This is a genomic window from Clostridium frigoris (assembly GCF_018861865.1).
GTDB lineage: Bacteria > Bacillota > Clostridia > Clostridiales > Clostridiaceae > Clostridium_AD > Clostridium_AD frigoris.
In genome coordinates this window covers 33,408-48,044 of record NZ_JAHLDV010000009.1, presented here as the reverse complement: position 1 = coordinate 48,044, position 14,637 = coordinate 33,408, and the positions used below count along the sequence as shown (strand labels likewise).

At 30.3% G+C, this 14,637-nt stretch carries 14 protein-coding genes; 5 read left to right on the top strand and 9 right to left on the bottom strand.

Going from position 1 to position 14,637, the window contains the following annotated elements; genetic code table 11:
- The first annotated feature begins 33 nt into the window (after positions 1 to 33).
- The 4 genes from KPL37_RS06640 (at position 34) to KPL37_RS06625 (ending at position 5,693) form a co-directional block, all read left to right on the top strand.
- On the top strand, positions 34 to 1,179 hold the full coding sequence (locus tag KPL37_RS06640) for an ABC transporter ATP-binding protein (RefSeq protein ID WP_216146966.1): 1,146 nt from the start codon (positions 34 to 36) through the stop codon (positions 1,177 to 1,179).
- On the top strand, positions 1,172 to 2,749 hold the full coding sequence (locus KPL37_RS06635) for an ABC transporter permease/substrate-binding protein (protein WP_216146964.1): 1,578 nt from the start codon (positions 1,172 to 1,174) through the stop codon (positions 2,747 to 2,749). The genes KPL37_RS06640 and KPL37_RS06635 overlap by 8 nt, the downstream gene beginning before the upstream one ends.
- A gap of 228 nt (positions 2,750 to 2,977) precedes the next feature.
- On the top strand, positions 2,978 to 4,123 hold the full coding sequence (locus KPL37_RS06630; RefSeq protein ID WP_216146963.1) for an ABC transporter ATP-binding protein: 1,146 nt from the start codon (positions 2,978 to 2,980) through the stop codon (positions 4,121 to 4,123).
- Positions 4,116 to 5,693 carry an ABC transporter permease/substrate-binding protein gene (locus KPL37_RS06625; protein ID WP_216146960.1) on the top strand — a complete coding sequence of 526 codons (1,578 nt, stop codon included), beginning with the start codon at positions 4,116 to 4,118 and terminating at the stop codon, positions 5,691 to 5,693. Before KPL37_RS06630 ends, KPL37_RS06625 begins: the two co-directional genes overlap by 8 nt.
- 93 nt (positions 5,694 to 5,786) lie before the next feature.
- Here KPL37_RS06625 and KPL37_RS06620 read toward each other — a convergent pair whose 3' ends face one another.
- Together KPL37_RS06620 and KPL37_RS06615 are read right to left on the bottom strand one after the other, a co-directional pair.
- Positions 5,787 to 6,821, bottom strand: a complete 1,035-nt coding sequence (locus KPL37_RS06620) for an acyltransferase family protein (protein WP_216146958.1) — start codon at positions 6,819 to 6,821, stop codon at positions 5,787 to 5,789.
- A gap of 205 nt (positions 6,822 to 7,026) precedes the next feature.
- The gene (locus tag KPL37_RS06615) at positions 7,027 to 7,557 is read right to left on the bottom strand and encodes a DUF6241 domain-containing protein (protein ID WP_216146956.1); all 531 of its coding nucleotides are present in this window, start codon (positions 7,555 to 7,557) and stop codon (positions 7,027 to 7,029) included.
- 241 nt (positions 7,558 to 7,798) lie between these two features.
- On the opposite strand from KPL37_RS06615, the gene KPL37_RS06610 reads away from it, so the two are divergent.
- Positions 7,799 to 9,370, top strand: coding sequence for a sensor histidine kinase (locus KPL37_RS06610; RefSeq protein WP_216146954.1), 1,572 nt, complete (start codon positions 7,799 to 7,801; stop codon positions 9,368 to 9,370).
- A 56-nt stretch (positions 9,371 to 9,426) separates the two neighbouring features.
- On the opposite strand, the gene KPL37_RS06605 is transcribed toward KPL37_RS06610, so the two are convergent.
- From KPL37_RS06605 to argC, 7 genes are all read right to left on the bottom strand, one after another.
- Positions 9,427 to 9,699 (bottom strand): FeoC-like transcriptional regulator, encoded by a 273-nt coding sequence (locus KPL37_RS06605; RefSeq protein WP_246578158.1) that lies wholly within the window; start codon positions 9,697 to 9,699, stop codon positions 9,427 to 9,429.
- 58 nt (positions 9,700 to 9,757) lie between these two features.
- Positions 9,758 to 10,069: a DUF2325 domain-containing protein gene (locus KPL37_RS06600; RefSeq protein WP_216146950.1), complete on the bottom strand. Its 312-nt coding sequence runs from the start codon at positions 10,067 to 10,069 to the stop codon at positions 9,758 to 9,760.
- A gap of 84 nt (positions 10,070 to 10,153) precedes the next feature.
- A complete protein-coding gene (gene feoB, locus KPL37_RS06595; protein ID WP_216146948.1) occupies positions 10,154 to 12,220 on the bottom strand; it encodes a ferrous iron transport protein B in 2,067 nt (688 codons plus the stop codon).
- A gap of 26 nt (positions 12,221 to 12,246) precedes the next feature.
- A complete protein-coding gene (locus KPL37_RS06590; protein WP_216146946.1) occupies positions 12,247 to 12,471 on the bottom strand; it encodes a FeoA family protein in 225 nt (74 codons plus the stop codon).
- Between the two features lie 22 nt (positions 12,472 to 12,493).
- Entirely contained in the window at positions 12,494 to 12,730 is a 237-nt protein-coding gene (locus KPL37_RS06585; RefSeq protein ID WP_216146944.1) for a FeoA family protein, read from the bottom strand.
- 198 nt (positions 12,731 to 12,928) lie between these two features.
- The gene (locus KPL37_RS06580; RefSeq protein WP_216146942.1) at positions 12,929 to 13,462 is read right to left on the bottom strand and encodes a GNAT family N-acetyltransferase; all 534 of its coding nucleotides are present in this window, start codon (positions 13,460 to 13,462) and stop codon (positions 12,929 to 12,931) included.
- A 107-nt stretch (positions 13,463 to 13,569) separates the two neighbouring features.
- Positions 13,570 to 14,607, bottom strand: a complete 1,038-nt coding sequence (gene argC / locus KPL37_RS06575; protein ID WP_216146940.1) for an N-acetyl-gamma-glutamyl-phosphate reductase — start codon at positions 14,605 to 14,607, stop codon at positions 13,570 to 13,572.
- Between the last annotated feature and the right edge of the window lie 30 nt (positions 14,608 to 14,637).

Genomic DNA, 14,637 nt, shown 5'->3' with positions numbered 1-14,637 from the left:
TTGTTACTCATAAATTATTAGGGGGCTTTAACTTTGATTGAATTCAAAAATGTAAACAAAAATTTTAATGGTAGAAAAATATTAAAAAACATAAATATTACTATACAAGATGAAGAATTAGTTGTTATAATCGGACCTAGTGGTTGTGGGAAAACTACAACGCTTAAAATGATTAACAAATTATTAATACCTGATTCTGGTGAAATTAGGATTAATGGTAAAAAAATCGAAGACCAAACTACAATAAAACTAAGACGTAATATGGGTTATGTTATTCAACAAGCAGGCCTTCTCCCACATTTAACTATAGGTGACAATATAGCATTAATACCATCTATAGAAAAAATGGATAAAGATAAAATACATATTAAAGTAATTGAATTATTAAATCTCGTAGGACTCGCCCCTGAAATGTATATAGATAAATATCCCAATCAATTAAGTGGTGGTGAGCAGCAAAGAGTAGGAGTTGCTAGAGCATTTGTAATGAATCCCGATATAATCCTCATGGATGAACCCTTTAGTGCCCTGGACCCAATAACGAAAGCTCAACTTCAAGACGAAGTATTTAGTATACAACAAAATTATAAAAAAACTATAATATTCGTAACTCACGATATGGATGAGGCATTAAAATTAGGAGATAGGATTTGTATTATGCATGGTGGTCATGTGGTTCAATTTGATACTCCATCTGAAATACTTAAGAATCCCATTAATGACTTTGTACGAGATTTTGTAGGTAAAAACAGAATATGGAATCAACCTGAATTAATTAAGGCAAAAGATATTATGATAGATAACCCTGTAAAATCAATTGGAGAGCGAACAATACTTCAAGCAATTGAAATAATGAAGACAAGAAGTGTAGATAGTTTACTTGTTGTTGATATAAATAATGCTTTAACCGGCCTTATCACCCTAAAACAAATTAGAACAACTCTTAGAAAAGATCCTGATAAAACTAAAAGAATAAAAGATATAATGCAAAAAGAACTAATAACAGTAAATAAAGAAGATTCAATAATAGATATATTAGAATTAATAAAAAAAGAAGATATCAACTTTGTTCCTGTAGTTGATAATGAAAAGAAACTAACAGGTCTTCTCACAAAGAGCAGCCTTCTATCTATACTTAGTAATCAATTTATTGATATGGAGGTAGATATAAATGAATAGTTTAACTTCTTTTATTGATTTCTTAGTAGAAAGAAAAACTCAAATAATGGATTTGTTTATTCAGCATATCCAGCTTACTATATTCGCTATTTTGGTTGCTATAGTAATAGCTATACCACTTAGTATACTTATAGTTAAATATAGAAAACTTTCAGCTCCTGTAATTGGTTTTGCAAATGTAATTCAATCACTACCTAGTCTTGCATTACTTGGTTTTTTAATACCAGTACTTGGCATTGGTAGTAAACCAGCAATTATAATGGTAGTTATGTATTCACTTCTACCAATTCTAAAAAATACATTTGCAGGACTAACTACCATTAGCCCAGCACTTATTGAAGCTGCTGATGGTATGGGACTTACAAATACTCAAGTATTAATCAAAGTCCGTTTTCCACTAGCTATGCCAATTATTATGTCTGGTATTAGAATATCTGCAGTCACGGCAGTTGGACTTATGACCATAGCTGCATTTGTAGGCGCTGGTGGCCTTGGATACTTAGTTTTCTCAGGTGTACAAACAGTTAATAATAATATGATTCTTGCCGGAGCTATTCCTGCTTGCTTCCTTGCCATTTTTATAGATTTTATTTTAGGAAAAGTAGAAGATATTGTAGTTCCAGAGGGTATAAAAGTTACTAAAACTAAAGCCCCCAAAAATGAAACAATTTTTGGTAGTAAAAAATTCAAATTCATAGCCTCAGGATTAATTCTTCTCGTAATTATATCCTCCGCGGCTTTGAGTTTTGTTAAAAATGAAGATACAATCGTCATAGGCTCTAAAAGTTATAACGAGCAAATAATACTCGGGGATATGATGGCTTCATTAATAGAAGCTAAAACTAACCTTAAAGTTGATCGAAAATTAAACTTAGGAGGAACTGCTGTAGTCTTTACCGCTATGAAATCAAAAGACATAGATATATATGCAGAATACACTGGAACAGCTCTTGTAGACATACTAAAACAGCCCGTAATTACTGATCCAACTAAAGTTTATAATATAGTAAAATCTGAATTTTCAAAGCAATATGGCATTGATTTTTTAGAGCCCCTAGGATTCAATAACACCTTTGTATTGGCTTTAAAAAAAGACTTTGCGAAGAAAAATAATCTAAACACTATTTCCGATTTAGCAGCAATAAGTAATACAATAAATTCTGGATTTACTATGGAGTTTGCAAATAGACAAGATGGGTATATTGGGCTACAAAAAACATACGGAATAAACTTTAGGAGCTTAAAAGGACTAGATGGGGGGCTTAGATATGCCGCTCTTGAAAAAGGTTCAACTCAGATTACAGATGCATTCTCCACAGATGGAATGCTCCAAAAATTCGATCTAAAACTTCTTAAAGATGATAAGAAATTTTTCCCACCTTATTATGCTGCTCCTATAATAAAAGATGAAACCCTAAAAAAACACCCTGAATTAAAGGGTGTATTACAACTTTTAGCAGGTAAAATCACTGAAGATGATATGCGTACTATGAACTATAAAGTAGATAACGGCGCAAAATCTAGAACAGTTGCAGAAGCCTTTTTAAGATCTAAGAAATTAATTAAATAGAATCTAAAAGTACAAAAGGCGATATATTTTTAAAATATATCGCCTTTTTATTTTCAAATTAAAATAGAAAACTATTTTATAAAAAGTTTGTATAAATGTGCTTTAATAGATAAATAATAATTCCATACAAATTAATATGGGTCTAATATGGATTTACAAAATCTTTACAAAGTAACAACTCAATGTTATACTATGAGTTGTTACTTTATAAAATTAGGAGGTTTTAACTTGATCGAGTTTAAGAATGTAAGCAAAAGTTTTAATGGTAGAAAAATATTAAAAGATATAAATATTACTATACAAGATGAAGAATTAGTAGTTTTTATAGGACCTAGTGGTTGCGGTAAAACTACAACATTAAAAATGATTAATAAATTAATAACTCCCACTTCTGGTGAAGTTTTAATTAATGGTAAAAAAATTGGAGATCAAAACACCATAAAATTAAGGCGTAATATGGGTTATGTTATACAACAAGCAGGTCTACTCCCACATTTGACTATAGGTGATAATATAGCATTAATACCTTCTATAGAAAAAATGGAAAAAGACAAGATACGCACTAAAGTAATTGAGTTGTTAACACTTGTAGGACTAGATCCTGATATATATATAGATAAATATCCCAATCAATTAAGTGGAGGTGAGCAGCAAAGAGTAGGTGTTGCAAGAGCTTTCGTAATGGATCCTGATGTTATACTCATGGATGAACCCTTTAGTGCCCTGGACCCTATAACAAAAACTCAGCTTCAAGATGAAGTATTTAATATTCAACAAAACTACAAAAAAACTATTATATTTGTAACTCATGATATGGATGAAGCATTAAAACTTGGCGATAGAATTTGCATTATGGATGGTGGATATGTGGTTCAATTTGATACACCATCAGAAATATTAAAAAATCCTATTAATGACTTCGTACGTGACTTCGTAGGTAAAAATAGAATATGGAATCAACCTGAACTAATTATGGCAAAAGATATAATGATAGATAAACCTATAAAATCAGTTGGAGAACGAACAATACTCCAAGCAATTGAAATAATGAAATCTAACAATGTAGATAGTTTACTTGTTATAGATAAAGGTAATACGCTAACTGGACTTGTTACGTTAAAACAAATTAGAACAACTCTAAGAAAAGATCCAGATAAAACTAAAAGAATAAAAGACTTAATGGAAACCAAGCTTATAACCGTAAATCAAGAAGATACAATAATAAATATATTAGAGGTTATAAAAAAGGAAGATATAAATTTTGTTCCAGTAGTTGATGATAACCATAAGCTAGTAGGCCTTCTTACAAAGAGCAGCCTTTTATCTATATTAAGTAATCAATTCATAGATATGGAGGTAGATGTTAATGAATAATTTAACTTCTTTTTTTAATTTCCTAGTAGAAAGAAAAACTCAAATAATGGATTTATTTATACAACATATTCAACTAACTTTATTCTCAATTGTTATTGCTATAATAATTGCTATACCACTTGGTATACTTATAGTTAGATATAGAAAACTTTCGGTTCCTGTAATTGGTGTTACAAATGTAATACAATCTATACCTAGCCTTGCATTACTTGGATTTTTAATACCAGTACTTGGTATTGGAAGTAAACCTGCAATTATAATGGTAGTTATGTATTCTCTTCTACCAATTGTAAAAAATACATTTACAGGACTAACAAATGTCAGCCCTGCACTTATTGAAGCTGCCGATGGTATGGGACTTACAAATACTCAAGTACTTCTAAAAGTTCGTTTTCCCCTAGCTATGCCAATTATTATGTCAGGTATTAGGATATCTTCAGTTACAGCTGTCGGACTAATGACCATAGCTGCTTTCATCGGCGCTGGTGGTCTTGGATATTTAGTCTTCTCTGGAGTTCAAACTGTAGATAATAACATGATTCTTGCTGGAGCTATCCCTGCTTGTATACTTGCTATTATATTAGATTTTGTACTAGGCAAGATAGAAGACATAGTAGTTCCTGAGGGAATAAAAGTTACTCACAGTAAAACTTCTAAACGCAAAGGTTTATTTGGAAGTAAAAAATTCAAACTTATAGCTTCAGGACTTGTACTTTTAGTTATATTATCAACAGTAGCTACAAGTTTTGTTAATGATAAAAACAAGATAGTAGTAGGATCTAAAAACTTTAATGAACAAATAATACTCGGAGATATGGTTTCCTCATTAATTGAAGCTAAAACAAAATACAAAGTTGAAAGAAAATTGAATTTAGGTGGAACTAATGTAGTATTTAGTGCCCTAAAATCAAAAGATGTTGATCTATATGTAGAGTATACTGGCACCGTTCTTGTAAATATGCTAAAACAACCTACTATGAGCGATCCAGCAAAAGTTTACGATACTGGAAAAGCAGCACTGGCTAAAAAATATGGTATAGAAATGTTAAAACCAATAGGATTTAACAATACTTACGTAATAGCCGTAAAAAAAGATTTTGCAAAAAAGTATAACTTAGAAACTATATCTGATTTAGCGAAAATAAGTCCAACAGTAACAGCTGGAGTTACTATGGATTTTGCTAATAGACCAGATGGTTATCTTGGGCTTCAGAAAAAATACAATTTAAAATTCAAAAGTGTAAAAGGTATAGATGGTGGACTTAGATATACAGCACTTAAAAATAATGAGACCCAGGTTTTAGATGCATTCTCCACTGATGGATTAATTAAAAAGTTTGATTTAAAACTTTTAAAAGATGATAAAGCTTTCTTCCCACCATATTATGCAGTTCCACTAATAAATGCAGATACAATGAAAAAATACCCTGAATTAAAAGGTGTATTGTCTGTCTTAGATGGAAAAATTAATGATGAAGAAATGAGATCTATGAACTTAAAAGTTGATAACGGCGCACAATCTAAAAAAGTTGCCGAAGACTTTTTAAGATCAAAAAACTTAATTGATTAATTATTAAGCGAAGCTATTTATCATCTTCGATCAAATATCATTAAGATAAAAAAAGCATGATATATTTAAAAATATATCATGCTTTTTCATTTGTTATGTAATATTAAAAACATATTTACCAAACCTTGTTTTTATTAAAATTTTATAAAAACAAATGCTAAGCACAATAGAACTTACTGCTACAAATGGTATGACGACTTTAGAATTATATAAATCATGACTTACTAATAGTCTAGATAATTTGCTTACAAAAATAGGTTCATGGAACAAGTATATTGCGAAAGAATATTTTCCTAAGGTTAATAATATTTTATTGTTTTTTAAGTATAGCGCTACATAATACATTGCAATTACTGCAATAGGAGTGAAAATTAAATTTGTGCTTAAATTACTTATAAGTGGATTTTTTATAAGTGATACTGCTGGTAATAAAAGCAGATAAGATATAATAGTTATATTTCTATACTTATTTTTAATTTTTTTAGAATATAATTGGACTCCTAACTCGTATAAGTAAAAGTAATATATAAAATTAATAGGCTGCATATATGGACTAGAGAGTAGCTTTGTTTTAATTTGAATAACAGTTATTATAATTGCTATAATGTATAAAATAATCATTCTTGTTCTAGAATTTTTCAAAAATTTAATTATAATTGGGTAACTAAATACAACAAGTGTGTACATAGGAATATACCATAATTGGTATGCAAAATTATCCCCCAAAAATGTATTAAATAAATCCTTTAAGCAATTCATAAACACATAATAAATATTAACATGGTCATGCAAAACAATATTTTCTAAACAAAGCTTTCCCCACTCAAATAATATCCAACATATACTAACAATAAGAAATGGTTTAATAATATTAGTAAATTTTTTATATATAAGTTTAGTATATATTTCATTTTTATCCTGCATTTCGTATTTATATCCTGCGATAAATATAAACATTGGCACTGCTACATGGACAACTTTATCTGCAAGATTAAATAAAAAACCCACTTGAACATAAGTTTTTAAGTGTAATATACTAAGCAAAAAAAATGCATCGCTATGTATAAATGTTACAAATAAAATTGCTATCCCACTATATACTTGTAGTTCGCTTAAATGTTTCTTCATACATACACCCCTTAAATAATTTCATAAGCTTTTTACTAGCATATGAAAAAGAAAATTATATACATATTATACTATTGGATGCGACATGTTTCAACTTTTTTCGCTAATTAATTTTATTTTACCTAATGATAATATTCCTATATTAATCAACTAAAAAAAGTGCCTATAGGCACTTTTTTAAAATTATTATATATTATTAATATGATTATTCTCTAAGTGATTTGGCCTTTCCGAGTGTTCCTTTAAGTCCATCCCATAAGTAATTGTGCTCCCCGACTCCACTCTTAAAATCTTTATTTTTCCAACGATTAAGAAACTGTAAAAGCTCTACCTTGTCAGGATACCCACTTTTTGAAATATCACTAATTAATTGGTTACACTTACCATCAGTTATCTCTATCTCTCCCCATATCTTTCCATCTTCTGCCACAATTTTAGTATTTATCATTTTATGCATCGTATTATATACTACTAATTCTTCATCACTTGGATTTTGGGTGTTATGGTTTTGTTTTATTGCAACCTGTTTAGTATCTAATTTCTGCTTAATCTGAACTGCTTGTACAATTTTAGGACTACCCTGCTCCTTTAGTTTGTGTTGCGAAATATAAAACCCTCCTGTACCTGTTATAATAATCACCAATAATATACTACCTATGATTAGCCACCTAGAACGATTGGCAAATAATTTTCCACATGCATCAAGGAATTTGCCTATTATTTTATTTAGTTTCATTAAAAAAACCTCCCTTAAATATATATATAATGGCAATAACATTCTATTACCTATAATTTTTTACTATGATTATTAGTATAAGTATATCATCATTATGGATTTATTGTAATATTATTCCAATATTGTTTTTTAAAATACTATAAGATTATAAAAATCATATAAATTCAATATTCAATATAGTAATGTTGTATAAAATATGGTAATATATATATGTATAGAATGAAGAGGAGGTTGCTATTGGATGATAAATGCTTATAGTGAAACAATAATAGAACCATACTTGTATTCGTGTGCTAACATTGTGACAGATGTTAATGATAAATTCCTTGATTTAACAGAATACGTACTAAGTGAATTGGTTGGTAAATCCATTAAAGAAGTAGGAAGCATGTTAAATTTCAATTTAAAATCTTTAGAAGATAAAATAAATAATAATTACTCTGGCTATATATTCACAAAGTTCCTTAATGCACTTGAAGTTGATATCTCAATCTCCCACGGCTCTGAGACAAATAGTAAGTTATATACTTTTGTTGAAAAACCAAATTCCAGACTTAATGACAAACTCATATTCGTTGAACAAATGTTTGTTGATAACACATCAGGCGTTGCTGTTTACAGTATACCCGATTTAATATTGCTTAAAGCAAATCAAAAGTATCTTAATTTTACATACTCTAATTACAATAAACAAGAAAATAGTATAGGTAAACCTATAAGTGAAGTTATAACTGGTTTTATTGGAACGCCAGCTGAAGTTATTTGTAATTCTGTTCTTATTTCTCAAAAGGCAAGTTATATAAAAGAATTCGAATTTGATAATATAACAAAAGGTAAAACTTACTGGGATTCCACTCAAACACCCATATTTGATAATGGAAAGATGAAATACATATTTCATACCGCTGTTGAAGTTACTCAAAGGGTTCTCAAAAATCAAAATATAGAAAATCAAAATAAAATAATCAACCATCAAAATGACTGTCACGAACATGAAATTAAATCTAATATATATATGAAAGAAGCATTGAAATCACAAGGAGAATTTCTTGTTAACATCTCCCACGAACTTAAAACTCCACTGAATATTATATTTGCAACAGCTCAGTTATTTAATGTGTATTGTAAAAGTGGATCCCTTGATGATAATAAGGATTCAATTATTAAATATATAGATTCAATTAAACAAAACTCCTATAGATTATCTAAAATGATTAATAATATAGTCGATTTGTCAAAAATAGAAACAGGTTTCTTAAAACTTAACCTATCAAATAACAATATAGTTAAGTTTGTAGAAGATATAGTAATGTCTGTAACTAATTTCACCGACAGTAAAGGATTAAATATTATCTTTGATACTAATACAGAAGAAAAAGTAATTGCTTGTGACCAAGAAAAAATAGAAAGAGTAGTATTAAATCTTATATCAAATGCTATAAAGTTTTCAAATGCTGGCAATGAAATATTAGTAAATATTAATGACAAAGATGAATTTGTTGAAATATCAGTAAGTGACAATGGTATTGGAATTGAAAAAAAGAACTTAGATATGATATTTGATAGATTTAAGCAGATAGATAAATCACTATCAAGAAATGCAGAAGGTACAGGTATAGGACTAAGTTTAGTTAAATCTATTGTAAAATTACACGGTGGTACCATAACCGTCGAAAGTGAGTACGGCAAGGGAAGCAAGTTTACCGTTAGTCTTCCTTCCGGAAAAGTCTCTAAGGAAAACAAAATATATAATAGTGAATTACATGCTAAAGATCAAAGTATAAGAGTTGAACTTTCTGATGTTTATTCATAATCGTGAATTTATAAAGGAGTAAAAAACAAACATCCTCATGCTTGTTTTTTACTCCTTTATTTAGCAACTCTTAATGCTGCTTCCTTACCTTTACTGGTGATTTTCCACATTATTATATTACTTTTTAATCTGCAACAACTTGCCTTTTTAGCACTACTTCCACAATTACATGATCCAGAACAAGACGTCATATCTTCCTTTTCAATATATTTCATCTGCGCAAGCTGCATTAACATTTGCTCAACCATTCCTTCATCTATTCCAAGTTCCTTCGCCATTATCTTATTAGAATATCGATCACCAGCAGCCAATCTTTTAAGCACCTTCATTAACACTCTACATTCCTCCCTTTTATATAACTCAATGATATTACTCTTTTTACTATATTTAAATAATAGCTTTAGGACTACATCCAAGTTCCTTTGCACATTCTTGTATCTTCTTTTCCATATGTATCCATGAACGTTTTGAATATACAACTTTAACATTAGATCTCCTTGATTCTTCTTTAACAATCTTTGTTAATTGATGTCCTACAAAATCTATAAGAACCATTACTAAATCTATGTGACCGGGTAATCTAAAATTTTTAGCATCTTTTTTTCTACCAGTAATGTGCTCTATGTCATTAAATCCATTCTGCATTAGTTTCTGCGTAATATTGCCAAGTTTATCTCCACCAATGAGTAATATGCACATAAGTTCACCTCCCTTTTGTGTATTGCAATCATGATATTGATTTTCATTATCACTAAATAGATATTTTTTTAATGTACCTTTATATTAATTGTATCCTAAAAGTTTTCCGATTTGATAAACTAAAACTCCTCCTACCCATCCGATAACACATGTATATATTACTGCAATAACAGCCCATTTCCTAGAATTCGTCTCTCTTCTAATTGCGCCTATCGTTGCTGCGCAAGGACAATAAAGTAATGTCATTACCATAAACGCTAGTGAGGTAAGAGGTGTAAAAGCTTGTTGAATAGCCGCTGTTAAAGATGCATCATTTGACGCTGCATAAACTGTTCCCAGCGTACTAACTACTGCTTCTTTAGCAGCAAGACCTGTTATAAGTGATACTCCTGCCTGCCAAGTTCCAAAACCCGCAAGATTAAATATTGGTGCGATAATTGAGCCTAACGATCCTATTAAACTATCTTTAGTTCCTGGAGTAACTCCCATTGGTAAGTTTGATAGAATCCAAACAATTATAACTAGTCCTAGTATTATTGTACTCATCTTTTTTAGGAAATGAGATGATTTTTCCCACATATGTATAAATACACTTTTTGCTGTTGGTATACGATAAGGTGGAAGTTCCATTACAAAATAAGATTCTTCTCCTTTGAATACTTTAGCACTAAGGAATTTACCCATTAATATTGCAACTGCAATGCCTAGAACATATAACCCAAAGACTATAACTCCACCTGCATCAAACAACCAAATCTTTCTACCGGTAAAAAAAGCACCAGCAAACAATGCATAGACTGGAAGTCTTGCACTACAAGACACAAAAGGATTTATAAGTATCGCTATCATTCTATCTTTTCTACTGTCTAGTGTCCTTGTAGACATAATTCCAGCTACATTACAGCCACTAGAAATTATAAGAGATACTGCTGTTTTGCCATGCAGTCCTATTGAATTCATAAATTTATCCATTATATAAGCTGCTCTTGCCATATATCCACTATCTTCAAGTATAGCTATGAGGAAATACATAGTAAAAATCATAGGCGTAAATACAAACACTGACCCAAGTCCCCCTACTATTCCATCAGTAATAAATGATTGTAAAAGTACTGGTGCTCCCATGCTAGCTAAAATAACACCTATAAAATCTCCAAAAGCACTAAATCCTGTATCCACGAGTCCACCCAAGAACCCATTTCCAAAGATCATTGCTATTTGATACATAAGGAACATTACCACAGCAAATATCGGTATTCCTAAATACTTGTGAGTGGTCCATTTATCTATTTTATCGGAAGTACTCTCAAGATTTGATTGTTCTTTTTTCACACTATCGGAGGCTATTTTAGTTATAAGTTCATATCTTTTATCTATTATAAATGCATCTGGTTCGTAACCTATTTTTACGATTAAATTCTCTATACTTTTAGTAAGTGTATTATTTATATTTTCATGATTCTTATTCTCATTCACATATTTCTTTATGTATTCATCGCCCTCTAAAAGTTTTAGTGACGCCCACTGAGTTGGGTATTCTTTAGTTACAGAACTCTGGTCGAAAGTTTCTGTAAGTATTCTAATTTCGTTTTCTATGTCTTTACCATAATTAATTTTAAATATATTATGTTGCTTAGAATCACCTATTTTTATAGCTTGCTTTATGAGTTCTTTTATACCTTCATTTTTAGTTGCAGTTGTAGCAACCACCGGTACATTTAAAGATTTTGATATTTTATCAATATTTATTTCTATATTCTTGTTTCTTGCTTCATCCATCATATTAAAAGCTAATACCATTTTTGCACCAGTTTCTAAAATCTGCATCGTTAAATATAAATTTCTTTCTATATTACTAGAATCAATTACATTAATTACTACATCTGGCTTACTTTTTAATATAAAGTCACGAGCTACTATCTCATCCTCTGAATATGCCCCGAGGCTATACGTTCCCGGTAAGTCTACTACTATTATATTTCTACCCTCAAACTTGAACCTACCCTCTTTTTTCTCAACTGTAACCCCTGGCCAGTTACCAACATGTTGTTTTGAACCAGTTAATGCATTAAACAAACTAGTTTTTCCACAATTAGGATTACCCGCTAGTGCTATTACTAAGTCTTGACCTTGATTATTTACGTTACTCATGTATTCCCCCATATTTTCTTATTATTTTATACTTCACTTGCCATAATCTTTTGTGCCATACTTCGTCCAAGAACCAATCTAGTTTCTCCAACCTTAACAATTAAAGGACCACTATCATTTTTCATGATTTTTATTATAGCGCCTGTACTCATGCCCATCTCCATTATTTTCTTGCACATATTCTCACCACCATGGACACTGTTAATTTTCGCAAATCTTCCCATTCCAATAAAATTAAGTGGCATACTCATCACTAAGCCTCCCTTATTGTTTTTATACTACCTCTACCATAATATCTTTTGCTTCACTCTTCCTAAGACTTAATGTATAACCTCTAACTGAAAGTTCTATAGGATCTCCCATTGGAGCTTTCCCAGTTACTACAAGCTGCGTATTTTTAACTATTCCCATATCCATTATTCTTTTGCGTACTTTACTCTCTAATGCTATTTCAACTACCTTAACTTTAGTTTTCATCTCTACATCAATTAATGATACTAGCTTTTCCATATAATCACTCCTAATAAAAATTATTATTAATATTGAAACTCATTATCACTATAACCTTAAAAAATATATTCTATTTTCATATAATACAGATAGTCACTTGAGAACTATTATCATAATACTACATTATGATGTATCTGTAAACATACAATTTAATATATAAAAAAAAGGAATGAATATCCTTAAGGTATTCACTCCATTTTAAACTACTCTATCATTGCAAATTATGTTATCTAACAATTCTTTTGATGTTGCTACAGCATATTCTTTGCATAATAATGCTCTAATATATCCACGATCATTATTTGTTGACTCTATATAGAAACATCTTCCATAATAAAATCTAATAAGTGAAAACATTCTAGATGCAGTATGGAGATATAAACCGGTAACCCCTTGCTCCATCATTGCAATATCAACTGCATTCATTAATATTTTACCAATCCCATTATTTTGATGTAGCGACGAAACTCCAAATCTGCTTAAATAAGCACTATGATCGGGGTTAACTTTAATTCGTACGCTACCTATAACTTTTTCATTAGATAGAGCTACAAAAACATTAGTAGTCTCTATCGCTTTTAATACATCATCATACGATTCCTCAAAAGGAGCTACTAATCCCGTAATCCCTGCATTCTCAGCATACAATTTAAACGATTTTTTTGCAAGTAACATTATTTCTTCAATGTCGCTAGTAACAGCTTTTCTAACTTCAAAGAACATTTTTCCCATGTATCTACCCCCATATCATATTATTCCCGTAAGTAATTATATACATAGATGTATGTATACAAAAGTTATATTTTAAAACTAATTGTTAAATATAATTACAATATTATTTATGGTGCCATAGCAATAATTTCAAGGCCAGTAGTTTCTGGTATTCCAAACATAATATTCATATTTTGCACAGCTTGACCTGCAGAACCTTTAACCAAATTATCTATAGCAGATATTATTATTACTCTATTTGTACGTTTATCCACCCTGATTCCGATATGACATATATTAGACCCTCTTACCCATCTAGTTTCAGGTAATCCATCTATAATTTTCACAAAATATTCATCCTTATAAAAATCTCTATATAAAGATATAACATCATGCTCAGTTATGTCTTTCGTAAGTGTTGCATAACAAGTTGATAATATTCCACGATTCATTGGAACTAAATGAGGAGTAAAACATATTGTTACATCATCTTCGCAAGCTTTGCTAAGTTCTTGCTCAATCTCTGGAGTATGTCTATGAGTAGTAACAGCATAAGCTTTAATTGATTCATTACATTCTGTATAAAGTGAGGCAACATTTGCGCCCCTACCTGCACCGGATACTCCTGATTTAGCATCAACTATGATTGACGCCGTATCTATCATATTTTTGCTTAACATAGGTGTAAGTGCTAATATAGTGGCTGTTGGGAAGCAACCTGGGTTTGCTAATAAATTACACTCTTTTATAGCTTCTCTATTCAATTCGCAAAGGCCATAAACTGAATCTTTTAGTAGATCCTCGCATTCATGTTTAACGTTATACCATTTTTCATAAACATCTTTTGATTTTAATCTATAGTCCGCCCCTAAATCTATTACTTTTACTCCAAGTGTTAATGCCTTCTGCGTTATTTCAAATGATTTGCCATGTGGCATAGCTATAAAAAGAACATTTATATCAGATAATTTACTCATAGCTGTCTCCATATCAACGCATATATCATCTATATAACTATAGAAGTTACCATATGTTTCACTATAACTCATGTCTGCATATTTATGTGAAGAATAGAATTCTACATTGACATTGGGATGCTTGTATAAAAACCATGCTAGCTGTTCACCTGCATAGCCAGTGGCCCCTATTATACCTGCTTTAATCATATTGAATCGCCTCACCTTTAAAATTTGTTA

Bases quoted from the DNA above. Each gene is read 5' to 3' on its own strand.
- KPL37_RS06585 (WP_216146944.1), bottom strand. From the start codon at position 12,730: ATGGAAAAGCTAGTATCATTAATTGATGTAGAGATGAAAACTAAAGTT.
- KPL37_RS06635 (WP_216146964.1), top strand. From the start codon at position 1,172: ATGAATAGTTTAACTTCTTTTATTGATTTCTTAGTAGAAAGAAAAACT.
- KPL37_RS06605 (WP_246578158.1), bottom strand. From the start codon at position 9,699: ATGAAGGTGCTTAAAAGATTGGCTGCTGGTGATCGATATTCTAATAAG.
- KPL37_RS06620 (WP_216146958.1), bottom strand. From the start codon at position 6,821: ATGAAGAAACATTTAAGCGAACTACAAGTATATAGTGGGATAGCAATT.
- KPL37_RS06610 (WP_216146954.1), top strand. From the start codon at position 7,799: ATGATAAATGCTTATAGTGAAACAATAATAGAACCATACTTGTATTCG.
- KPL37_RS06600 (WP_216146950.1), bottom strand. From the start codon at position 10,069: ATGTGCATATTACTCATTGGTGGAGATAAACTTGGCAATATTACGCAG.
- KPL37_RS06590 (WP_216146946.1), bottom strand. From the start codon at position 12,471: ATGAGTATGCCACTTAATTTTATTGGAATGGGAAGATTTGCGAAAATT.
- KPL37_RS06580 (WP_216146942.1), bottom strand. From the start codon at position 13,462: ATGGGAAAAATGTTCTTTGAAGTTAGAAAAGCTGTTACTAGCGACATT.
- argC (WP_216146940.1), bottom strand. From the start codon at position 14,607: ATGATTAAAGCAGGTATAATAGGGGCCACTGGCTATGCAGGTGAACAG.
- KPL37_RS06625 (WP_216146960.1), top strand. From the start codon at position 4,116: ATGAATAATTTAACTTCTTTTTTTAATTTCCTAGTAGAAAGAAAAACT.
- KPL37_RS06615 (WP_216146956.1), bottom strand. From the start codon at position 7,557: ATGAAACTAAATAAAATAATAGGCAAATTCCTTGATGCATGTGGAAAA.
- feoB (WP_216146948.1), bottom strand. From the start codon at position 12,220: ATGAGTAACGTAAATAATCAAGGTCAAGACTTAGTAATAGCACTAGCG.